The 23562-nt window shown below is 65.8% G+C and carries 19 protein-coding genes; 17 read left to right on the top strand and 2 right to left on the bottom strand.

Annotated features, from left to right (window positions below):
* Both C7450_RS23090 and C7450_RS23085 read left to right on the top strand, forming a co-directional pair.
* Positions 1-693 (top strand): ABC transporter permease, encoded by a 693-nt coding sequence (locus C7450_RS23090; protein ID WP_110376823.1) that lies wholly within the window; start codon positions 1-3, stop codon positions 691-693.
* A 162-nt stretch (positions 694-855) separates the two neighbouring features.
* Entirely contained in the window at positions 856-1719 is an 864-nt protein-coding gene (locus C7450_RS23085) for an aldo/keto reductase (protein ID WP_110376822.1), read from the top strand.
* Positions 1720-2075: 356 nt separating this feature from the next.
* Here C7450_RS23085 and C7450_RS23080 read toward each other — a convergent pair whose 3' ends face one another.
* Positions 2076-4070 carry a sigma-54-dependent Fis family transcriptional regulator gene (locus tag C7450_RS23080; RefSeq protein ID WP_110376821.1) on the bottom strand — a complete coding sequence of 665 codons (1995 nt, stop codon included), beginning with the start codon at positions 4068-4070 and terminating at the stop codon, positions 2076-2078.
* A 288-nt stretch (positions 4071-4358) separates the two neighbouring features.
* Here C7450_RS23080 and C7450_RS23075 point away from each other — a divergent pair, with 288 nt between their 5' ends.
* From C7450_RS23075 to cysG, 15 genes are all read left to right on the top strand, one after another.
* Complete coding sequence (locus tag C7450_RS23075; protein ID WP_110376820.1) at positions 4359-5402, top strand: ATP-NAD kinase family protein; 1044 nt, start codon at positions 4359-4361, stop codon at positions 5400-5402.
* A gap of 58 nt (positions 5403-5460) precedes the next feature.
* Positions 5461-6444: a thiamine pyrophosphate-dependent dehydrogenase E1 component subunit alpha gene (locus C7450_RS23070; RefSeq protein ID WP_110376819.1), complete on the top strand. Its 984-nt coding sequence runs from the start codon at positions 5461-5463 to the stop codon at positions 6442-6444.
* A 47-nt stretch (positions 6445-6491) separates the two neighbouring features.
* Positions 6492-7511, top strand: a complete 1020-nt coding sequence (locus tag C7450_RS23065; protein ID WP_110376818.1) for an alpha-ketoacid dehydrogenase subunit beta — start codon at positions 6492-6494, stop codon at positions 7509-7511.
* Positions 7512-7522: 11 nt separating this feature from the next.
* Positions 7523-8653, top strand: a complete 1131-nt coding sequence (locus tag C7450_RS23060; protein ID WP_110376817.1) for an acetoin dehydrogenase dihydrolipoyllysine-residue acetyltransferase subunit — start codon at positions 7523-7525, stop codon at positions 8651-8653.
* Positions 8654-8713: 60 nt separating this feature from the next.
* Positions 8714-9499 carry a glucose 1-dehydrogenase gene (locus C7450_RS23055; protein WP_110376816.1) on the top strand — a complete coding sequence of 262 codons (786 nt, stop codon included), beginning with the start codon at positions 8714-8716 and terminating at the stop codon, positions 9497-9499.
* Between the two features lie 13 nt (positions 9500-9512).
* Positions 9513-9869, top strand: a complete 357-nt coding sequence (locus C7450_RS23050) for a carboxymuconolactone decarboxylase family protein (protein ID WP_110376815.1) — start codon at positions 9513-9515, stop codon at positions 9867-9869.
* A gap of 325 nt (positions 9870-10194) precedes the next feature.
* Positions 10195-10794 carry an ANTAR domain-containing response regulator gene (locus C7450_RS23045; protein ID WP_110376814.1) on the top strand — a complete coding sequence of 200 codons (600 nt, stop codon included), beginning with the start codon at positions 10195-10197 and terminating at the stop codon, positions 10792-10794.
* A 2-nt stretch (positions 10795-10796) separates the two neighbouring features.
* On the top strand, positions 10797-12035 hold the full coding sequence (locus C7450_RS23040; RefSeq protein WP_110376813.1) for a CmpA/NrtA family ABC transporter substrate-binding protein: 1239 nt from the start codon (positions 10797-10799) through the stop codon (positions 12033-12035).
* Positions 12036-12378: 343 nt separating this feature from the next.
* Positions 12379-13686: a CmpA/NrtA family ABC transporter substrate-binding protein gene (locus C7450_RS23035; protein WP_110376812.1), complete on the top strand. Its 1308-nt coding sequence runs from the start codon at positions 12379-12381 to the stop codon at positions 13684-13686.
* Positions 13687-13735: 49 nt separating this feature from the next.
* Positions 13736-14632 (top strand): nitrate ABC transporter permease, encoded by an 897-nt coding sequence (gene ntrB, locus C7450_RS23030; protein WP_110376811.1) that lies wholly within the window; start codon positions 13736-13738, stop codon positions 14630-14632.
* An 11-nt stretch (positions 14633-14643) separates the two neighbouring features.
* A complete protein-coding gene (locus C7450_RS23025) occupies positions 14644-15441 on the top strand; it encodes an ABC transporter ATP-binding protein (RefSeq protein ID WP_110376810.1) in 798 nt (265 codons plus the stop codon).
* Between the two features lie 8 nt (positions 15442-15449).
* On the top strand, positions 15450-17900 hold the full coding sequence (gene nirB, locus C7450_RS23020; protein ID WP_110376809.1) for a nitrite reductase large subunit NirB: 2451 nt from the start codon (positions 15450-15452) through the stop codon (positions 17898-17900).
* 5 nt (positions 17901-17905) lie between these two features.
* Positions 17906-18235, top strand: a complete 330-nt coding sequence (gene nirD, locus C7450_RS23015) for a nitrite reductase small subunit NirD (RefSeq protein WP_110376808.1) — start codon at positions 17906-17908, stop codon at positions 18233-18235.
* A gap of 6 nt (positions 18236-18241) precedes the next feature.
* Positions 18242-20935, top strand: coding sequence for a nitrate reductase (locus tag C7450_RS23010; RefSeq protein WP_110376807.1), 2694 nt, complete (start codon positions 18242-18244; stop codon positions 20933-20935).
* Entirely contained in the window at positions 20907-22406 is a 1500-nt protein-coding gene (gene cysG / locus C7450_RS23005) for a siroheme synthase CysG (RefSeq protein ID WP_110376806.1), read from the top strand. The genes C7450_RS23010 and cysG overlap by 29 nt, the downstream gene beginning before the upstream one ends.
* A 77-nt stretch (positions 22407-22483) precedes the next feature.
* On the opposite strand, the gene C7450_RS23000 is transcribed toward cysG, so the two are convergent.
* On the bottom strand, positions 22484-23506 hold the full coding sequence (locus C7450_RS23000; RefSeq protein ID WP_110376805.1) for an NADP-dependent oxidoreductase: 1023 nt from the start codon (positions 23504-23506) through the stop codon (positions 22484-22486).
* Between the last annotated feature and the right edge of the window lie 56 nt (positions 23507-23562).

Below are 23562 nucleotides of genomic sequence, written 5' to 3'. Positions count from 1 at the left end.
ATGGACTTTCCGTTCTTGGTGGAGATGGTTCCGCAGCTCGTCGACGGATTCTGGACGACGCTGAGCCTGTGGCTCCTGTCCCTGAGCGCCGGTCTCGTCGGGGCGATCTTCATGGCGATGATGCGGATGTCCTCGTCGGGCTGGCTCCGAGAGCCGGCGAAGGCCTTTATCACCGTTATCAGGGGCACCCCGCTCCTGATACAGGTCTACATCCTCTATTACGGCTTCGGGAACCTCTTCGCCCAGATGCCCTCGATCCGCTACAGCGTCTTCTGGCCGGTGCTGCGCGAAGGCTACTGGTACGCATGGGCAGCCCTCACGATCAGCTTCGCCGCCTATGGCGGGGAGATCCTGCGCGGCGGCATCGCCGGCGTGCCCAAGGGCGAGATCGAGGCGGCCCGTTCGCTGGGCCTGCGCAGTTGGATGACCTCGCTGCTCATCATCCTTCCCCGCGCGCTCCGGATCAGCCTTCCGGCGCTCGGCGGACAGAACATCATCCTGCTCAAATCGACCGTCCTCGCCTCCACCATCACTGTGATGGATCTGCTCGGCGTGGCCAACTACATCCGGATGCAGACATTCAGGGTCTACGAGCCGCTACTGGCCGTGACGGCCGTCTTCGTCATCCTGACGTGGATATCGGCGCAGATCGTGACCTGGCTGGAGCGTCGCTACAGCTATGGCGCGAGATAGGGGCCCGTCCAACCCGACGATCCGCATTCCACACTGAAGGACTCCCCGGAGCTGGTGCGCCCGGCCACACCCGGTGTCCGAGCCTTGATGACCATGGATAACAGGCGCGTGTCGCTGGCGCGTTGGCATCGCTGACAGCGCACTTTCAAGAGGACAAACGACATGAACAATCCCGCCTTTGCCACCCACCGCAAGATCGGAGGCGACCTCGAGGTCTCGCGCATGGGCTATGGCGCAATGCGCCTGACCGGCCAGCCGGGCAACTGGGGTCCCTACCCCGATCCCGAGGCCGCCAGGACGGTGCTGCGCCGCGCAGTCGCAATCGGCATCAATCTGATCGACACCGCGCATGCCTATGGTGCCGGCTACAACGAGGGTCTCATCGCCGAGGCATTGCATCCTTACGATGCCAATCTCGTCATTACCACCAAATGCGGTCTGACGAAGATGGGGCCCGGCATCGCCTATCGGGATGGGCGCCGAAAGGCCATCAGAACAGGCTGCGAGGCAAGCCTGTCCCATCTTCGGCTCGAGCGTATCGACCTGCTGCAACTGCATTGGGTCGACGAGGATACGCCGATCGAAGAGACTGTCGGCGCGCTCGCCGAACTGGTGAAAGACGGCAAGGTTCGCCATGTCGGCGTCTCCAACGTCACGCTCGACGAACTCGAGCGCGCCCGAAGCGTGATGCCCATCGCATCGGTGCAGAATCGATTCAGCTTCGCGGATCGCTCACAGATGGACATCGTTCGGTATTGTATCGAACATGACATCACCTTTTTCCCGTACGGCCCGCTCGATGGCAATCCCGCCAAGATCGGGGCACCGCTGGCGGATCAAACCGGCGTCCTTGCCGCCGAGGCAGCCAAGCGCAGCTGTACGCCGTCGCAGTTTGCATTGGCGTGGCTGTTGGCTCTCAGTCCGGTGATCGTGCCCATTCCGGGAACGCGTTCCGTCGCGCATTTGGAGGAGAATGCCGCTGCGCTTAAGGTTCAGCTTACACAAGCGGACGCTGCCGCACTCTAGGGTCAGGACCCATTAATATGATGGAAATGGCGCCTGAAACGGCAAAGAGATGCCGAAAAGAGATTCCTGGAGAGACGCGAAGGTCGATGGGGTTCCATCGGCCGAGTGGCTCGACGCCGCAGGTCGCAGCCGTTTCGGCGTCCTTCGGATGTGGTCCATTTGGCCGGCAACTGCGTCGCGGAGGGCTCGAAAGCCGAAAGGCTTCCTTCACCTCCGCTTCTTGTATCCGGCCAAATGGCCTCACACCATTTCAACCAGATTAATGGGTCCTGACCCTAGCCTGGCAATCCTGCGGTATAACGCCGGGCCTTGTTCTGTCACCACCGGCGTGTGAAGCGCCGCTCCTGCGTCGGGCCTTACTGCAAAGAGCTGGTGCTTCGCCAGGGAGGCATGACGCCAAGGCGCCGCATCCGGCGATGGACGGTGGTGCGATCAAGGCCAAGGTCGCGGGCAGCGGCAGAGACGTTCCATTGCCGGGCTGCGAGGACGGCGATGAGCTCATCGCGGTCGGACCGGCCGGCCGATGGGGCGGAGGCGTGAAGCGGCCGGGCTTGCGCGTCCGGCAGCCTATACGCCAGTGGGATTGGCGACATCACGTCGGTTGGCCTCCGCAGGACGTCCGGCAGGTCTTCGGGCTGGATGAGGCCGCCGCTCGCCACGGCGCAGGCATAATCAAGCGCATTCGCAAGTTCGCGCACGTTGCCGGGCCAGCTATAGCCACGCATGAGCAGCATGGCCTCGTCCGCGATGTCCAGGCTCTCGCCTTCCGTCGATTTTCGCTCGGCCAGCAGTCGCTTCACCAGCCAGGGGAGATCGGTCCGGTGGCGCAGGGCGGGCAGGGCGAGAACGGCACCGCTGAGCCGGAAATAAAGATCCTCACGGAAGCATCCGGCCTTCACCTCGGCCACGAGGTCGCGATGGGTCGCGGCGATGACACGGATATTGACCGGGATCGGCCGTGAACGCCCGAGCGGGGTGATTTCGCGCTCGGCCAGTACACGCAGGAGCCGCGTCTGCAGGGCGAGCGGCATGTCGCCGATCTCATCGAGGAACAGCGTGCCGCCGTCCGCCTCGATGACGAGGCCTTTCTTGCCCTTGGCGGCCGCGCCGGTGAAGGCGCCGGGCTCATAGCCGAACAGTTCGCCCTCGATCAGTGTTTCGGGCAATGCCGCGCAGTTGACGGCGATGAAGGGCTTGCCGACGCGTCCGCTGGAGGCATGGATCGCTTTGGCCAGATATTCTTTGCCGCTGCCGGTCTCGCCGCAGATCAGCAGACTCATCTGGGTGTTGACCAGCTTGGCCGCACGGGCTGCGACTTGGTGCATTGCCGGCTCGTCACGGAACAGCGCCTGCAGCGGCTGGGGCAGGGTGGGCGTCGGCGCCTCGCTCGCCGGTATGCCTGCCGGACGGCCCGGCGGCGGCAGGGTCTGGGCGAACAGGGGCACGCCGCTTGCCGAGAGCCTCACCATGCGCTGGCTTGCCGGCCGCGAATGGGCGAAGCGCGGCAGATCGTCAACGGTGAGGTCGAGGAACTCCGAGATAGGGCGCCCCACCAAGGGCCGGCGGTCACCCTGCGACCCGCCTTCGCGGCAAAGCAACTCACGGGCCATGCTGTTGAAGCCCAGGATGCGCCCCGAGCCGTCCACGGCCAGCGCATGCGCAGGCTCGACATCGGCGAATTCGGGCGAGGCGGCGAGCTTGATGATCCATTCACGCCGAAAGCGGTTGATCAGGTTCGCCGTCTCGATCTTGTGGGCAAAGGACTTGACGAATTGCAGCGCCAGGAACTGGCTGTCCTTCGGGCTGGGGGACCGGAGCGCCGAGATGTCCAGGACTGCGGCGAGGTTGCCCGCCGGATCGAACACCGGCGCCGCCGTGCAGGTGAGTGGAATGTGGGTGGCGTCGAAATGGTCGGTCTGGTGGACGACCAGGGCCGCGCCGGTGGCGATGCAGGTGCCGACAGCGCAGGTGCCGGCGTTCTCCTCATGCCAGTCGGCACCCAGATAGAGTCCCGCACGCATCAGATTGTTGTCGAAGGTGGGGTCACCGATAAAATCAACGGTGACGCCCTTGGAATCCGTGAGCAGCATCACGTAGCCGAGGCCGGCGACCTGGCGGTAGAGCGTCTCCGCACCGAATCGGGCGGTCTGGAGGAATTCCTCCATCGCGTCCTGATGCTCGCGCAGCCGCGCCTGCGTCACGATGCAGGGCGCGCGCAGCACCTCCGGGTCGAGATTGTGTTCGCTCACGCAGCGCCGCCAGGAATCCTGGATGATGGCGTCCCGTCGTGTCGCATGGCCGTTTGCCGTTCGCACAAGCTCGTCGATGTGCGCAGCCTGATCGTAGCGCATGGGTATCCTCCCGGAGGCGGATCTTGTTCTTGCGCCGAGTGTCGCCCCGATCGGCGGTTCCCGCAAGCATGGTGACGGCGGCCTCCGGGCGCGGCGGCGGTTCCCTCCCCCCGTGCGGCGCCACAGGTGTCGCGCCCTCGGCCACAGCTGTCGCGCCCGTCGCCGCAGGTTGCTCGCCTGGCTGAAGCTGCCGGGATAGCGAAATCAAAAGGTTAGCCGATCCTGCGGGCTTGGCCCGCGGTTTGCTGAGAGGAGGACAAAAAAGAAGGACGCAGGGAAGGAAACCGGATGACGCCGAAGGTCGGCATTATCGCCAATCCGATTTCGGCGCGGGACATACGCCGCGTCGTCGCCAGCGCCAACGGCGTGCAGATCGCCGACCGCGCCAACATCGTGCTGCGGGCGTTGGCCGCACTCGCCGCCTGCGGCGTCGCGGAGGTGGTGATGATGCCGGAGCGCGGCGGTATCGGCGGTCATGTGCTGCGCGGCATCGAGCGCGCGCGCGGCCAGAGCGCGGCGCGCTTTCCACGGCTCAATTTTCTCGACATGAAGATCACCGGCACGGTGGAGGATACGCGGTGCGCCGCCCGGATGATGGCCTTGGCCGGCGATGTGGCTGTCATCATCGTGCTCGGTGGCGACGGCACGCATCGCGCGGTGGCGGGCGACTGCGGCACGGTACCGATCGCCGGCATATCAACCGGCACCAACAACGCCTTTCCCGAACATCGCGAGCCGACCATCACCGGCCTCGCCGCCGGGCTTGCCGCCATGGGCCTGGTGCCGCCGGCCGTCGCCTTCGCCGCCAACAAGACGATCGAGGTGAGCATCGACGGCGGTGCGCCGGAGATCGCGCTGGTCGACGTCGCCATTGTCACAGACCGCTTTGTGGGCGCCCGCGCGCTCTGGCGAACCGAGACCTTCCGTGAGCTCTATGTTGCCTTCGCCGATCCGGAGGTGATCGGCATGGCGGCCATTGCAGGCCTCGTCGAGCCGGTCACGCGCAGGGAAGCCGGTGGTCTCGCGCTGATCCTCGCGCCGGCCGCCACGGCGGCGATGCGCGTGCGCGCGCCGATCGCCCCCGGTCTCGTGGAGATGGTCGGCATCCAGTCTTGGGCCCGCATGCCGGCCGGCACCGTCTTCACGCCAGCGCTCTCTGCGGGCGCCATCGCCCTCGATGGCGAGCGCGAGCTGTTCTTCGACCCGCACCAGGATGTGGCGGTGAGGCTGGTCGATCGGGCGTTTCACACCGTGGACGTCGCGGCGGTGATGCAGTTCGCCGCCCGGCAGGGGCTTCTTCTCGACCGGCCGCTCGAGGGCGCCAGACCATAGCAACCGCGCGAAGCGTAACGACCGCGCAAGTCGTGACACCTGAGGAGGATAACAAGGCATGACCAACAATCCGTTTCCGCTCCCAAAAGACGAACTGCTCGCCGCCTATCGGACCATGCGTACCATTCGCGACTTTGAGGAGCGGCTGCATGTGGAATTCGCCAAGGGCGATATTCCCGGCTTCGTGCATCTGTATGCCGGCGAGGAAGCCTGTGCCGCCGGCATCATGAGCCACCTTACCGATGTGGATCGCATCGCCTCCACCCATCGCGGCCATGGCCACTGCATCGCCAAGGGAGTCGACGTCCACGCCATGATGGCGGAGATCTACGGCAAGGCGACCGGCGCCTGCCGCGGCAAGGGGGGATCGATGCATATCGCCGACCTCTCCAAGGGGATGATGGGTGCCAACGGCATTCTCGGGGCGGGCGCGCCCCTGATCTGCGGGGCGGCACTGGCGGCGAAGTTTCGCGGCGACGGGGGCGTGGGCATCACCTTCTTCGGCGACGGCGCCTCCAACCAGGGCACCGTGCTGGAGAGCATGAACCTCGCCGCCATCTGGAACCTGCCGGTGATCTTCGTGGTGGAGAACAACGGCTATGCGGAATCGACCTCGGTCGACTACGCCACGGCGGTGGATTCCTATGTCGACCGCGCCTCGGGTTTCGGCCTGCCGGGGGTGACGGTGGATGGGACAGACTTCTTCGCCGTGTACGAGGCCGCGGGCGAGATCATCAAGCGCGCCCGCGAGGGCGGCGGGCCGGCGCTGCTCGAATGCAAGATGATCCGCTTCTTCGGCCATTTCGAAGGCGATGCCCAGGCCTACAAGGCCAAGGGCGAGAATGACTACAACCGCACCAACCGGGATTGCCTGAAGATTTTCGCGGGCCGCGTCACGTCCGCGGGTGTGGTGAGTGCGGCGGAGATCGCCTTGATCGACCGCGAGGTCGCGGCCCTGATCGACGAGGCCGTCGGCCAGGCCAAGGGCGCCCCGCTGCCGTCCGCGCGCGACCTCCTCACCGACGTCTATGTCGCCTACTGAGCAACGCTTTCAACAGAATTGCAGAACAGAACCGCAGAGGAAACAAGATGGCCCGCAAGATCAGCATGAAGCAGGCGATCAACGAGGCGCTGGACCTCGAGATGCGCCGCGACCCCACCGTTATCGTGCTCGGCGAGGACATCGTCGGCGGCGCCGGCGCCCCGGGCGAGATTGATGCCTGGGGCGGTGTGCTCGGCGTCACCAAGGGGCTGCACGCCAAGCACGGCAACCGGCTGATGGACACCCCGCTGTCGGAGAGCGCCTATATCGGAGCGGCCATCGGCGCAGCCGCCTGCGGCATGCGTCCGGTGGCAGAACTTATGTTCCTCGACTTCATGGGCGTGTGTTTCGACCAGATCCTGAACCAGGCCGCCAAGTTCAAATATATGTTCGGCGGCAAGGCCAAGACCCCGGTGGTCATCCGCGCCATGGTCGGTGCCGGTTTCCGCGCTGCCGCGCAGCATTCGCAGATGCTGACGCCGTTGTTCACCCATGTGCCCGGGCTCAAGGTCGTCTGTCCGTCCGACGCCTATGACGCCAAGGGACTGTTGATCCAGGCGATCCGCGACGACGACCCGGTGATCTTCTGCGAGCACAAGGCGCTCTACGGCAGCGAATGCGATGTGCCGGAGGAGAGCTACGCCATTCCCTTCGCCGAGGCGAATGTGGTTCGCGAGGGCAAGGACGTCACCATCGTCAGCTATGGGCTGACGGTCCATCGCGCGTTGGAGGCGGCCGAGACACTGGCCAAGACCGGCGTGCAGGCTGAGATCATCGACCTGCGCACCCTCTCGCCCATCGATTGGGACACGGTCATCGAGAGCGTGGAAACGACCGGCCGGCTCGTTGTCGTCGACGAGGCCAATCCACGCTGCTCCATTGCCGGCGACGTCGCCGCCCATGTGGCGCAGAACGCCTTCGGGGCATTGAAGGCCGCACCGCAGATGGTCACCGCACCGCATACACCCGTGCCGTTCTCGCCGGTGCTGGAGGACCTTTACATCCCCTCGGCAGACGCGATTGTCGCCGCGGCGAACAAGACCACCGCCCGCGCTCTCGCGGCGTGAAGGAGTACGTCATGAACGAACGCATCAAGCCGATCGTCATGCCCAAATGGGGCCTCTCCATGGCTGAGGGCAAGGTGACCGGCTGGCTGAAGTCAGCCGGAGCCAAGATCGCGGTGGGCGACGAAATCGTCGAGGTCGAGACGGATAAGATCGCCGGCGTGGTGGAGGCCGGCGATACCGGCACACTGCGCCGGGTCCTTGGTGCCCCGGATACGGTCTATCCGGTGAAAGCCCTCATCGGCGTCATCGCCGCGGACGACGTGCCGGACGAGGAGATCGACGCCTATGTCGCCGAATACGCGGCTCACGCGGCGGAGGCGGGCGACGAGGAGGAGGCCGGGCCGCGTTACGAATTCGTCGATACGCCCGCCGGGCGGCTGCGCTATGCGAGGCGAAGCCAGACAGGAGGTGGTGATGGCGCGCGCGCCATCATCCTCGTTCACGGCTTCGGCGGTGATCTCGACAACTGGCTGTTCAACATCGATACGCTGGCCGAGGCCGGCACCGTCTATGCGCTCGACCTGCCGGGACATGGCCAGTCCGACAAGGCGGTGAAAGACGCCTCGCTGAAGGGGCTGTCCGAGGCGCTGATCGGCTTCATGGATGCGCTCGACATCACGTCGGCGCATCTCGTCGGCCATTCCATGGGCGGGGCTGTTGTTGCACAGACCGCGCTCGACCAGCCGGGCCGCGTCTCGTCGATCACGCTGATCAGCTCGGCCGGACTCGGGGAGGAGATCAACAGGGATTATACCGACGGTTTCGTGGCCGCTGCCTCCCGCCGTGATCTCAAGCCGGTGCTGGAGCATCTGTTCCACGATCCGGCAACCGTTACCCGCCAGCTCGTCGACGACCTTCTGAAATACAAACGGCTCGACGGGGTGGACGCGGCGCTCAAGGCGTTGTCGAGCGCGCTATTTCCCGGCGGACGCCAGAGCGCGGTGCTCGCTGAGGCGCTGAAAGCCGCTCCAACGCCGGTGCTCGTCATCTGGGGCGAGAGCGACCAGGTCATTCCGGCCGCCCATGCCGCCGCGCTCGGCGACCGGGCGCGAGTGGACGTCATCGGCGAGGCCGGCCACATGGTGCAGATGGAGAAGGCGGGCCGGGTCAACGAGCTCGTGCTCAATCACATCACGGCCTGATGCGCCGTTATCCCCATTGAAGCGAAGGCCGCGGCGCAAGCGGGCGGCCAAGGAGGAACCATGCCTGATCTCAGGGACAAGAGCATCGTCATCACCGGCGCGGCCGGTGGCATCGGCGCCGCCATTGCCAGGGCGCTCGCCGCCGACGGGGCCTTTATCACGGTTGCCGATCTCTCGTTGGACGCCGCCGGCAAGGTCGCGGGGGAGATCACCGCCGCGGGTGGCAAGGCCATCGCCGCAGCGGTGGACGTGCGCGAGCGCGCGCAGGTCCGCGCCATGATCGACCGTGCCGTCGAGGCCTTTGGCAGGCTCGACGTTCTCTTCAACAATGCCGGCGTCGCGCAGACGAAGCCCTTCCTCGACATCACCGAGGCGGACTGGCGCTTCGTCACCGACGTCAATGCGCTCGGTGTGCTGATCGGTATGCAGGAGGCGGTGACGACCTTCCGCAGGCAGGGCGGCGGCGGCAAGATCGTCAACACCGCCTCCATCGCCGGCAAACAGGGCTATGAGCCGCTCGCCCATTACAGTGCCAGCAAGTTCGCCGTGGTGGCGATGACGCAGGCCTGCGCCCGCGCCTTCGGCAAGGAGGGCATTACCGCCAACGCCTTCTGCCCGGGCGTCGTCGCCACGCCGATGTGGGACACGATCGACAAGGGTTTCCGCGACAGCGGGCTGACCCACAATGTCAACGAGGCCTTCGACACCTTCGCCGCCGGCGCGGTGCTGGGGCGTCCTTCGCGGCCGGACGACCTCGTCGGCGTGGCGCGCTACCTCGCCTCGTCGGATTCCGACTTCATGACCGGCCAGTCGCTGCTCGTCGACGGCGGCATGGTGTTCGTCTGAGGGAGGGCGGGATATGACTTCGTCCGAGGATCTGCCGCGCCAGTTGAAGGCGATGAACCTGCGCTTCGGCGCGCTCGCCAAGGCGGCGCCGCAGACCATGACGGCTTTCCGCGCGCTGATGGGCGAGGCGTCGAAGCCGGGAACCCTCTCGTCGGCGATCAAGGAACTGGTTGCCGTCGCCATCGCCGTGCATCAGGGCTGTGGCGACTGCATCCTGTTCCACGTCGCCAATGCGATCCACCACGGCGCCAGCCGCGAGGAATTGTCCGAGGTGTTGTCGGTCGCCGTCGAGATGGGGGGCGGCCCGAGCGCCGTCTATGCCGGCCGGGCGCTCGAAGCCTATGACGTCTTCGCCGGGGAAAAGAGCTAGCAGGCTGTTGAAAAACGGTATTCCGAGCCGCTAGAGCATGCTGTATTTGGATGGAATCCCACGGTCATCCCGGGGCGTTGCGCAGCAACGGGCCCGGGATCCATGAACACGCGGCCCGAGAAAAGACGCATCGGACTGTGCCTCTCTGGTAGACCATGGTGTTAATCGGTTCCGGGCTCGGGCCTTGCGGCCCTTGGCCGGGAATGACACCGTCGCAAAATGACATCCGTCGGACAGGCGATCCAAGCCGGATGAAAGGCGGGGACGTGATGTGGCTCCCGCATTTGCCGCATTGCACAATTATTTCGCTTGCGCAATATGAGGCATGGCAACCCCGTCCCTTTCAGTCCTTGTCATCGATGAGAATCGTATTCGCGCCGCGATCATCGAGGCGGGGCTGCGGGAGGCTGGCCATAGCCATGTGACGCTCGTGCACGACGTCACGGGCATTGCGATGCGCATTGCCGAGATCGTGCCGGACGTCATCGTCATCGATCTGGAAAATCCCAATCGCGACATGCTGGAAAACATGTTCCAGCTGTCCCGCGCGGTGAAGCGCCCGATTGCCATGTTCGTCGATCGCTCGGACAAGGCCTCGATCGAGGCAGCGGTCGAGGCTGGCGTTTCCGCCTATGTCGTCGACGGCCTCAAGCAGGAACGCGTCAAGCCCATTCTCGATATGGCGATCAGCCGTTTCAATGCCTTCTCCCGGATGGCCCGCGAGCTCGAGGAGGCGCGCAGCGAGCTCGAAGGGCGCAAAGTGATCGATCGGGCGAAGGGCATTCTCATGAAGTTGCGGGGGCTCTCCGAAGAGGAGGCCTATACGCTCCTGCGCAAGACGGCGATGAACCAGAACCGCAAGCTGGCCGACGTGGCGCAGGGCCTCGTCACAGCGGCCGACCTGCTCGGGCCGGAGGGCCGTTAGGAATGGCAGACCACGAGATCAATGCCGGCTTCATGCCACTGTTCGACAGCGCGGTGCTGATCGCCGCCCGCGAGATCGGCTTTGCCGCTCGGGAGGGCATCGAACTCAAGCTGTCCCGCGAGACCTCATGGGCAAACATCCGCGACCGCATCGCGATCGGCCATTTCGACGTGGCGCATATGCTTGGCCCCATGCCGCTCGCCTGCAATCTCGGCCTCACCCCGCTCGCCTCCGACACGATCGTGCCCTTCTCGCTGGGGCTCGGCGGCAATTGCGTGACCGTGTCGAACACCGTCTGGGAGGGAATGGCGGCCCATGGCGCCAGGCCCGACCTCGATCCGCTGCGGAACGGGGCCGCCCTTCGCGAGCTGATCCGCGCGCGCGCCGCCATCGAAGCGACGCCCCTGCGTTTTGCCGTCACTCACCCGCATTCGGGGCACAATTATGAGCTGCGCTACTGGCTCGCGGGCTGCGGTATCGATCCCTCGCGGGAAGTCGAGATTGTCATTGTCCCACCGCCCTTCATGGCCGATGCGCTGGCGGCGGGGCGCATCGATGGCTACTGTGTCGGTGAGCCGTGGAACAGCGTCTCGGTCGTCGCCGGGAAGGGGCACATCGCCACGGTGAAGGCGGCCATCTGGCGTGCCAGCCCCGAGAAGGTGCTCGGCGTGCGCAAGTCGTGGGCCCGGGATCATCCGGACGCCCTGTCAGCCCTGTTGCGCGCGCTCCATCATGCGGCGCGCTGGTGCCAGGATCCCAGCAATCACCATGAACTGACCGCGCTGATGGTGCAGCCGGGCTTCCTCGGCCAGCCCGCCGAGATCCAGATGCGCGCGCTGACCGGCTTGCTCGACGTCGGCGGCGGCGTGCTGCGGCAGGTCGACGATTTCTTCCTGCCCTTCGACAAGGCCGCGAACTTCCCCTGGAAGAGCCACGCGCTCTGGTTCTACACCCAGATGGTGCGCTGGGGCGAGATCCGGCACACGCCGACGAATGCCGCGATCGCGCGTGACTGCTACCGTCCCGACCTCTACCGCGCGGCGCTGAAGCCCTTGGGCGTCGCCCTGCCTGGCGCCAATGCCAAGGTGGAGGGCGCCTTGACCTCCGCAACCCCCGTCGGCTCGAGCGGCGCGGGCCTCGTGCTTGGCCCGGACGGCTTCTTCGACGGGCGCATTTTCGATCCGGACCAGATCGACACCTATATCGCGGCCCAGGCCGGCGGCCTATCCCCGCTGCCGTGATCGGGCGCTCGCCTGCACCGAAGCTGTGCAGCCGATCCGAGCAGGTGACTAGCTTTTGGTCGGTTCCGCTCTGATAGATCCGCGCGCCGACGGCGCCTCCACCCCTGGATTCCTTGAAATCTTTCCAATTCGAGTTGTTGGCACGGTTCCTGCTTTATTGATTGCGGGCCAGTAGGCCACCCCATTCGACGTCCAACGCCGGGCGTCCTCCAAGGCAAAGCCGCCGATCAGGACAACGCGATTCCATCATGGGAAGCGCGTTTGGACCTGGCCGGCGGCTTTTCTTTTTTTTCGCACCTTGCACCCTGCATTGCCTCCGAGACAGCACGACCAGGAGATCGAAATGACAGCAAGCCGGACCCTGAAGAGCACTTTCGCGCCGAACCGCCGCCGGTTTCTGAAGGACGTCGCCGCGACGACCGCCCTGTTGGCCGCTGGGCGCCAGTTGCTGCCCCAGGGTGCCTATGCCGCTGCTTCCGGCCCTGAGGTGTCCGGGGCCAAACTCGGCTTCATCGCATTGACCGACGCCGGACCGCTGTTCGTGGCAAAGGAGAAGGGGTTTTTCGCCAAGCACGGCATGCCGGATGTTGAAGTGCTCAAGCAGTCGTCGTGGGGAACGACACGTGACAACCTCGTGCTCGGCGCGGCGGGAAACGGCATAGACGGTGCCCATATCCTGACGCCCATGCCTTACTTGATCACATCCGGCGCTGTCACACAGAACAACCAGCCGACGCCCCTCTCCATCCTCGCGCGCCTCAATGTCGCCGGCCAATGCATCTCGGTGGGCCAGGAATATGCCGGTCTGAAGCTCGGCGTGGACGCCACGCCGTTCAAGGCAGCCCTGGCGGCCAAGAAGGGCACGGGCAAAGAAGTGAAGGCCGCCAACACTTTCCCGGGCGGCACCCATGACTTGTGGATCCGCTATTGGCTCGCGGCAGGCGGTATCGACCCGAATAGCGACATCCAGACGATCACCGTGCCTCCGGCCCAGATGGTGGCCAATATGAAGGTCGGCACGATGGATTGCTTTTGTGTCTGCGAGCCGTGGAACCACCAGCTGGTGAACCAGGGGATCGGTTACACCGCCCTCACGACCGGCGAACTCTGGGACAAGCATCCGGAGAAGTCATTCACGCTGCGCACGGATTTCGTCGAGAAATATCCGAAAGCCACCAAGGCGCTGCTCATGGCGATCATGGAAGCCCAGATGTGGTGCGAAGACATGGCGAATAAGGAAGAACTCGCGCAAATCTGCGCAAAGCGGAACTGGATCAACGCGCCGTTCAAGGACGTGGTCGATCGCATGAAAGGCAACTTCGACTACGGCAACGGCAAGGTCGTCGAGAACAGTCCCTTCATCATGCACTACTGGGCGGATAACGCCTCGTATCCCTTCCGCAGCCATGACCTGTGGTTCCTGACCGAGGACATCCGCTGGGGATATCTGCCGAAGAATACCGATACGAAAGCGCTCTTGGACCGGGTGAATCGCGAGGACCTGTGGCGCGAGACCGCCAAGGAACTGGGGGTGTCCGCCATTCCGGACTCAACATCGCGGGGCGTCGAGACATTCTTCGACGGCAAAGTATTCGATCCAGCCAATCCGTCCGCTTATCTCGAAAGCCTCGCCATCAAGCGCATGGTCTGACGCGTCGCAGCGACGCCCGCTCCGCGAACCAGCCTGGAAGGAACCCGCAATGACAGCCACGGCGGCAAAGACGCTCCCCGCTGCAGCCCCGTCGCCCCGCCCGGGCGCGACGATCCATACGCTTCCGCTACCCCGGAAGAACCTCGCCCAAACCATCCAGCGCCAAATCGGCAAGGTCGCGGCACATCTTCTGCCGCCGCTCATGACACTGGCGGTGATCGTTCTTGTGTGGGAGTTGCTCTGCTCCCGCCCGACATCTTCGCTACCGCCTCCCTCGCAGGTGCTCACCGACACCTGGAACCTGATCGTGAACCCGTTCTACGACAATGGCGGCAACGACAAGGGCATGGGCTGGCAGCTCTATGCGAGCCTGAAGCGCGTGGCTCTCGGTTACGCGCTTGCCTCTTTCGCAGGCATCGCGCTCGGCGTCCTTATCGGGCAATCGAGCCTCGCCATGCGCGGACTGGACCCGATCTTCCAGGTGCTACGCACCGTGCCACCCCTGGCATGGCTGCCGCTGTCCCTCGCCGCATTCCGCGACGGGGAGCCGTCAGCCATCTTCGTCATTTTCATCACCGCCATATGGCCAATAATCATCAACACGGCCGTGGGTATTCGTAACATTCCAGCCGATTACGTCAACGTAGCCCGCGTGTTGCGGCTCAATGGAATAGAGTATTTCCGCAAGATCATGCTTCCGGCCGCCGCGCCTTACATCTTTACGGGGCTGCGGATCGGTATTGGTCTGTCCTGGCTTGCTATTGTGGCAGCCGAAATGCTGATCGGCGGTGTCGGCATCGGCTTCTTTATCTGGGATGCCTGGAACTCCTCGCTCATCAGCGACATCATTCTCGCCCTGATTTATGTCGGTCTGGTCGGCTTCGTGCTCGACCGGATCGTCGCCTTCATCGGCAACCGCGTCACGCGCGGCACCAGCGCAGCCTGAGGAGCACGATCATGGCCCATCATTATCTCTCCATCGAGGGGATCGGAAAGATCTATCAGCGCGACCGTTCGAAGACCGAAGTCCTTCGCGATGTCACGCTCGGCGTCGAGAAGGGCGAGTACATCTCGATCATCGGTCATTCGGGCTGCGGAAAGTCGACGCTGCTCAACATCGTCGCCGGCCTGACGCCGTCCAGCGTGGGCGCGGTTCTCCTGGACGGAAAGGTGGTGGATGACCCGGGACCGGATCGGGCCGTCGTTTTCCAGAACCATTCCCTGCTTCCCTGGCTCACCGTCTACGAGAACGTCGCACTTGCGGTCGACAAGCTGTTCAGCCGCAGCAAGTCCCGTGAAGAGCGACGGGAATGGACGATGCGCAATCTCGAACTGGTGCAGATGACGCATGCGGCGGACAAGCGTCCAGGCGAAATCTCCGGCGGCATGAAGCAGCGCGTCGGCATCGCCCGCGCGCTCGCCATGGAGCCGAAGCTCCTGCTGCTCGACGAGCCGTTCGGCGCGCTGGATGCCCTGACACGCGCGCATCTGCAGGACCAGATCATGCAGATCCACCAGACGCTCGGCAATACGGTGATCATGATCACCCACGATGTGGACGAAGCCGTCCTCCTCTCCGATCGCATCGTGATGATGACCAACGGTCCCGCTGCCACCATCGGCGACGTGCTGGAGGTTCCGCTTGAGCGCCCGCGCAGCCGCATCGCGCTCGCTTCCGACCGAACCTACCTCAAATGCCGCGAGGCGGTGCTCAAGTTTCTCTACGAGCGTCACCGCTTCGTGGAAGCCGCGTGAGGGCCGCCATGACCGAGAAACTCGTCATCATCGGCAACGGCATGGCGCCGGGGCGCATGCTGGAACATCTCTTCGAGCAGGCGCCCGGCCGCTATGCGGTCACCATCTTCAACGCCGAACCGCGCGTGAACTACGACCGCATCATGCTGTCGCCCGTGCTGTCGGGAGAGAAGAGCTACGAAGAGATCGTCATCCACGGCGATCGCTGGTACGTCGACAACGCCGTCACCCTCTACAAGGGCCACAGGATCATCGCCATCGACCCGGTGGCGAAAACCGTGACCTCCGACCACGGCGTGACGGAGGGCTATGACCGACTGGTGATTGCCACCGGGTCCGTCCCCTTCATCATCCCGGTTCCCGGCAACAACCTGCCGGGGGTCCTCACCTACCGCGATCTCGACGACGTCCATGCGATGCTGCTCGCCGCGCAGTCGCGGGCGAAGGCGGTCGTCATCGGCGGGGGCCTGCTGGGGCTCGAAGCCGCGGCCGGCCTCAACGCGCGCGGCATGGACGTCACCGTGCTGCACGTCATGCCGACCCTGATGGAGCGGCAGCTGGATCCGGCAGCCGGCTACCTCCTGCAGAAGGCGGTCGAGGAGCGCGGCATCAAGGTGATCACCAAGGCCAATACGCAGGCGATCATCGGTGATCCCCGCGTCGAGGGGGTGGCGTTGGCCGACGGCTCGGTCGTCCCCGCGAGCCTTGTGGTCATGGCCGTCGGCATCAGGCCGAATGCCGCCCTCGCCAGGGATGCCGGCCTTGCCGTCAACCGCGGCATCGTCGTCGACGACGCCATGCGCACGTCCGATCCGGACATTCTCGCGATCGGCGAATGCGCCGAGGTGGGTGGGCAGGTCTACGGGCTCGTCGCGCCCCTCTATGAGATGGCGCGGGTCGCCGCGTCCCGGCTGGCCGGCGACGACACCGCCGCCTTCGTCCATGCGGATACCCCCACCAAGCTCAAGGTCACGGGTATCGACCTGTTCTCGCTGGGCGATTTCGCCGATGGCGACGACCGCCAGGAGATCGTGCTGCGCGACGCATCCGCCGGGGTCTACAAGCGCCTCGTCCTGAAGGACAACCGGATCATCGGCACGGTGCTCTACGGCGAGACGGCCGATGGGGCCTGGTTCAACGACCTGAAGAAGAAGCAGACGGACATCTCCGAAATGCGCGACACGCTCATCTTCGGACAGGCCTACCAGGGAGGGGCCCCCCTGGACCCTATGGCGGCCGTTGCAGCCTTGCCGGATGATGCGGAGATCTGCGGCTGCAACGGCGTGTGCAAGGGCAAGATCACGGGCGCGATCGCAGGCAAGGGGTTGACCTCGCTCGACGACGTCCGCGCCCATACCAAGGCGTCGGCCTCCTGCGGCTCGTGCACGGGGCTCGTCGAGCAGTTGATGGTGCTGACGCTCGGCGACAGCTACAACCCCGCCGCCGTTCAGCCGATGTGTTCCTGCACGAGCCTCGGGCACGACGACGTGCGCCGGCTCATCAAGGCCAAGGGTCTGAAGACCATCCCGGCGGTCATGCAGGAGCTGGAATGGAAGACCTCCTGCGGCTGCGCCAAATGCCGGCCGGCGCTCAACTACTATCTCGTCTGTGATTGGCCGGATGAATATGCCGACGACTACCAGTCGCGTTTCGTCAACGAGCGCGTCCACGCCAATATCCAGAAGGACGGCACCTATTCTGTGGTGCCCCGCATGTGGGGCGGCATGACCTCGGCCCGAGAACTGCGCGCCATCGCCGATGTCGTCGACAAATTCGCCATCCCGGCCGTCAAAGTCACCGGCGGCCAGCGCATCGACATGCTCGGCATCCGGAAGGAGGATCTCCCGGCCGTCTGGGCGGACCTCGGCGCGGCCGGCTTCGTCTCGGGCCACGCCTATGCCAAGGGCCTGAGGACAGTGAAGACCTGCGTCGGCTCCGACTGGTGCCGCTTCGGCACCCAGGATTCGACCGGGCTCGGCATCCGCATCGAGAAATTCATGTGGGGCTCGTGGACACCGGCCAAGGTGAAGATGGCGGTCTCCGGCTGCCCGCGCAACTGCGCGGAGGCAACCTGCAAGGACGTCGGCGTGATCTGCGTCGATTCCGGTTTCGAGATCCATTTCGCCGGTGCCGCGGGCCTCGACATCAAGGGCACGGAGGTCCTCGGCCTCGTCAGAACCGAGGACGAGGCGCTCGAGGTGATCGTCGCGCTCACCCAGATGTATCGCGAGCAGGCGCGCTATCACGAGCGCATCTACAAATGGGCAAAGCGCGTCGGCATCGCCGAGATCAAACGCCAGACCCTCGACGATCGGGAGAGGCGCAGGGGCTATTTCGACCGCTTCGTCTTTTCGCAGCGTTTCGCGCAGGTCGATCCCTGGTCCGAGCGGGTTTCCGGCAAGGACAAGCATGAGTTCAAGCCGATGGCGACCGTCGGATACGCGGCAGCAGCGGAGTAAACGCCATGACATGGTTCGCTATCGGTTCGATGAAGGACATCCCGCGCCGCGGCGCCCGCTGCGTTCAGACCCCGCAGGGCAGGATCGCCGTCTTCCGGACGGCGGATGATCAGATTTTCGCCATCGAGGACCAATGTCCGCACAAGGGCGGCCCCCTGAGCCAGGGACTAGTCCATGGCGCCGCCGTCACCTGCCCGCTGCACAACTGGGTCATCTCGCTCGAGACCGGCAAGGCGCTCGGCGCCGATGAAGGCGCGGTAAGGACCATTCCTGTGAACGTCGAGGGCGAGCGTCTATTCATCGCGCTCGATGCGATCGCGGACAAGGCGGCATAACCGGCCATGGCGATCGCGGACGCGAGCCCGGTGAAAACGACCTGCCCCTATTGCGGGGTGGGATGCGGCGTTCTGGCGAAGGCCGATGCGGGCGGCGTCGTGGAGGTCCGGGGTGATCCCGACCATCCCGCCAATTTCGGCCGCCTCTGCTCGAAAGGCTCTGCCCTCGCGGAGACCACGGGGCTCGACGGGCGGTTGCTCTATCCCGAAATCGACGGCCGGCGGGCGCCGTGGGATGAGGCGCTGGATCTCGTCGCCGGGCGGTTCAGCGAGACGGTCCGGATCCATGGGCCGGATTCGGTTGCTCTCTACGTGTCCGGCCAGCTCCTCACCGAGGACTATTACGTCGCCAACAAGCTGATGAAGGGCTTTATCGGTTCGGCCAATATCGACACGAATTCGCGGCTCTGCATGGCGTCATCGGTCGCCGGGCACCGCCGCGCCTTCGGGGCGGATACGGTTCCCGGCACCTACGCGGATCTCGAACAGGCCGATCTTATCGTCCTGGTCGGGAGCAATCTCGCCTGGTGCCATCCCGTCCTCTACCAGCGCATCGCCGCTGCCAGGGAGAAGCGGCCGGACATGCGGGTCGTGGTGATCGATCCGCGCCGCACCATGACTGCCGATAGCGCCGATCTGCATCTGCCTGTCCGCGCGGACGGCGATGTCGCGCTCTTCGCCGGGCTCCTCGCCTATCTCGCCGATCAGGGAGCGTTGGATGCGGCCTATATCGAGCGCCACACGACGGGGTTCGACGCCGCGCTCGCGGCCGCACGCGCGTTCGGCCGGATGGAGATCGCCAACCGCACGGGGATACGACCGGCCGACCTCGACCGCTTCTACCGGCTGTTCGCCCAAACCCCGAAGGTGGTGACGGTCTATAGCCAGGGCGTCAACCAGTCGGCCGCGGGCACCGACAAGGTCAATGCCATCATCAACTGTCACCTCGCGACAGGGCGCATCGGCAAGCCCGGCGCCGGGCCGTTCTCGGTGACGGGCCAGCCCAATGCAATGGGCGGCCGCGAGGTCGGCGGCATGGCCAATATGCTGGCCGCCCATATGGAGCTCGGCAATCCCCTGCATCGCGAGCGGGTGCAACGCTTCTGGAAGGCCCCGGCGATTGCGGACAAGCCGGGGCTGAAGGCGGTCGACCTGTTCCGGGCGGTGGCCGACGGGCGCGTCAAGGCGCTGTGGATCATGGCCACCAATCCGGTCGATTCCATGCCCGATGCCGATCAGGTGCGCGCCGCCCTCGCGGACTGTCCCTTCGTCGTCGTCTCGGATGTCCTGGCGGCGACCGACACGGGACATTACGCGGATGTCAGGCTGCCGGCCGCTGCCTGGGGCGAAAAAGACGGCACGGTGACGAATTCGGAGCGGCGCATCTCGCGCCAGCGCCCCTTCCTGCCCTTGCCGGGGGAAGCAAGGCCGGATTGGTGGATCGTCGCCGAGGTCGCCAGGAGAATGGGCTTCCGATCCGCCTTTTCCTATGCCGGCCCGGCTGCGATCTTCGCCGAACACGCGGCTTTGTCCGCCTACGACAATAACGGCGCGCGCGATTTCGACATCGGCGCCCATGCCGCTATCGGTACGGCAGAATACGATGCGCTGACGCCGTTCCAGTGGCCGGCGCCAGCGGCGCGGGAGACGAAAACGGCGCAGCAGGCGAAGGCGCCCGGCGACATCCGCTTCTTCGCCGGGGGCGGCTTCTTCACGCCGGATCGCAAGGCCCGCTTCATCGCCATCGCCGCTCAAGCCGAGACGTGGCCGCAGGACGCGTCCGCGCTCATCCTCAATACCGGACGCGTACGCGACCACTGGCACACGATGACGCGGACGGGCAAAAGCCCGCGGCTCTCGCAGCACCTCGCCGAGCCATTCGTCGAGATCCATCCCCACGATGCCGCTCGGCATGGCATCGGCGATGCGGACATCGTGCGGGTCGCGACGCCGCGTGGCGCTATCCTTGTCCGGGCGCTCGTGACCCGGCGGCAGGCGCCCGGATCGATCTTCGTGCCGATCCACTGGACAGACCAGTTCGCCTCCAACGCGCGCGTCGGCGTTCTCGTCGCGCCCGCGACCGATCCGCATTCGGGGCAGCCGGCGCTGAAGCATTCCAGGGCCACCGTCACCCGCTTTCCGGCGCAGTGGTACGGATTTGCCGTCCTGCGCCACAAGCCGGACGGGATCCCGGCGGATTACTGGAGCCTCGCCCGGTGCGAGGCCGGCTGGCGCGTCGAACTCGCCTTCGCCGGCGACAGGGATTGGGCCGGTCTCGCGCGGGGGCTGTTCGCGGCCTCGCCGGAGGCCGAGACGCTCGTCTACCACGATGAGGCCTTGGGCCGGCATCGCTTCGCCTGCTTCGAAGGGCGCCGTCTCGCGGCGGCACTCTATCTGGCACGCGACGCTGTCGCTGTCTCCCGCAGTTGGGCGGTCGAGCAACTCGCCGCCGATTGTCCCGACCAGCCCACACGCTTCTCCGTCATCGCCGGGCGTCCGGTGGCCGGTGCCTCCGACCGCGGCGCGACGGTCTGCTCCTGTTTCGGTGTCGGCGTCAATCAGATCGCCGCGGCCGTCGGGGCGGGCTGCACGACCGTCGCGGCGGTCGGCGAAAGGCTGCAGGCGGGCACCAATTGCGGCTCCTGCCGCGCCGAAATCAGGGGGATTATCGATGCACATCGTCTCCAGGCAGCCGAGTGAACGCACCCCCGTCGCGCGGGCGCCCGCGCGCATGGCGCCGCTCGCGGTCCTGCCGATCTTTCTCGCGCTCAGGGGCAAGCGGGCGATCGTTGCCGGTGGCACGGAGGCGGCCGCATGGAAGGCGGAGCTTCTGGCCGCTGCCGGGGCTTGCGTCCATGTCTATGCGCGGCACGGGGATCTGGCCCGGGTCTTCGTCGAGCGCTTGGAGGACCCTGACTGCCACAGCTACGTCCATCACGACCGGCCCTGGGGCGCCGACATCTTCGCGGATGGCGCCATCGCCGTCATCGACGCGGCGAGCGACGCCGAGGCGGAGGCGTTCTCGCGAGCGGCGCGGGCGGCCGGCGTACCGGTCAATGTCATCGATCGGCCAGCCTTCTGTCAGTTCAGCTTCGGCACGATCGTCAACCGCTCGCCTGTCGTCGTGGGCATCTCCACCGATGGCGCAGCCCCGGTCCTCGGCCAGGCACTGCGGCGGAAGATCGAGACCCTGCTGCCCGCATCGCTCGCCGATTGGGCGGCCCTGGCGCAGGCCATGCGGGCAACCATCGCGGAGAGGCTGCGGCCGGGCCGAGGACGGCGCGATTTCTGGGAGCGCTTCAGCGACCGAGCCTTCGGTCCGGCTCCACGCGCGGAGGACGCCCAGGACCTTGTCGCCGCGATCGACCAGATCGCCGCGAATGCGGATATCGGCCGTGGGCGCGTCACGCTCGTCGGCGCGGGTCCCGGCGATCCCGAACTGCTGACGCTGAAGGCCGTTCGCGCGCTGCAGGGCGCGGATGTCATCCTGTTCGACGATCTCGTCTCAGACGAGGTGCTCGAGCTTGCGCGGCGGGAGGCCAAGCGCATCCTGGTGGGCAAGCGCGGCGGTCGCGAGAGCTGCCGCCAGGATGACATCAACGACCTGATGGTGCGGCTCGCCGGCGCGGGCAGACGGGTCGTGCGCCTGAAATCCGGCGATCCCACCCTCTTCGGCCGCGCCGGTGAGGAAATTGCACAGCTGCAGGCGGCAGGCATACCGGTGGACATCGTCCCCGGCATCACCGCGGGCATCGCCATGGCTGCGGCGCTTGGCATTTCGCTGACGCACCGCGACCATGCCAAATCCGTGCGATTCGTGACCGGGCACTCCCGCCGCGGCGGCCTGCCGGAGGACGTCGACTGGCGGGCCATCGCCGATCCCTCGGCAACGACGATCTTTTACATGAGCGGCCGGACGGCGGGCGCGATCGCAGACCGCCTCGTCGCGCATGGCCTGTCCGCCGACACGCCCGCCGCCGTCGCATCCGCACTCAGTCGCCCCGAACAGACGCTCGTCTCCACGCGCCTGAAGGACCTGGCGGCTGTGGTCGCCTCGATCGGTCTCTCGCAACCTGTGGCGATCGGCATCGGCCAGGCTTTCGGCGCGACGGGCGCCTTGACGCGCAATCAGGAACAACCTTCACAGACTGCGGCAGTGCGGCGCGCGTGATTGCAGCGCCGGCGATCCCTTGCGCTCTCGCTCGAACATGCTCGTGCTTGCAATGCCGGGCGCGGCTGGCCCGCCTGTCAGGGGGCGACCCGGATGATCAGCTTGCCGAAATTCCGCCCCTCGAGCAGCCCGATGAAGGCTTCTGGCGCGTTGGCGAGACCTTCGACGATATCCTCCTTGTAGCGCAGCTGTCCGGATCCAACCCATGCGCCGGCCTCGCGCAGGAACTGCGCCTCATGGGCGGCGGCGAATTCGGTCTGGATAAAGCCGCGGATCAAGAGGCTCCTGCTCAGGATCTCGCGCATGAGCACGGGAAGCCGGTCCGGGCCGCTCCCGCTCGGTGACGTGGCGTTGTAGCCGGCGATGAGACCGCACACCGGCACGCGCGCATGTTTGTTGAGCAGCGGAAAGACGGCCTCCCAGACCGCGCCGCCGACATTCTCGAAATAGACGTCGATGCCGTTGGGGCAGGCCGCGGCCAGTTGCGCGGGGAAGTCGACGGCGTGATGATCGATGGCCGCATCGAAGCCGAGGGCGTCGCGAACATAGGCGCATTTCTCCGGCCCGCCGGCGATGCCGACGGCGCGTGCGCCCTTGATTCGCGCGATCTGTCCGACGGCTGAACCGACTGCGCCGCTTGCCGCCGCCACGACGACGGTCTCTCCCGGTTTGGGCTCGCCGATCAGCAGCAGGCCGGACCAGGCGGTAAAGCCCGGCATCCCGAGCACTCCGAGCGCCGTGCTGACAGGCGCAACCGCCGGGTCCAGCTTGCGCAGCCCCGCGCCTTTGGACAGCGCATAGCTCTGCCAACCCGAATAGGAGAGCACGATATCGCCCTCCACGAAGTCCGGATGACGCGATGTCTCCACGCGCGCCACCGTGCCGCCCGGCATGACGTCGCCGATCGCCGCCGGGGCTGCGTAGGATTTGGCCGTGCTCATCCGGCCGCGCATGTAAGGATCGAGCGAAAGATAAAGAATCTTGAGCAACACGTCTCCGTCCCGAGGCTCGGGCACGGGGATATCTTCGATCCTGAAATCGCTCGGCTTCGGCGCGCCTTCCGGCCGGGCGGCGAGCAGAATGCGTGTGTTGACCGCCATAGGGGCCTCCTCCAGGTCCTTGATGGCTCATCATCGCACGGATCGGGACAATTGCC

Source organism: Chelatococcus asaccharovorans (assembly GCF_003201475.1).
In the GTDB taxonomy this organism is placed as follows: domain Bacteria; phylum Pseudomonadota; class Alphaproteobacteria; order Rhizobiales; family Beijerinckiaceae; genus Chelatococcus; species Chelatococcus asaccharovorans.
The sequence above is the reverse complement of the archived record's forward strand: the minus strand, read 5'-3'. Positions and strand labels throughout refer to the sequence as shown.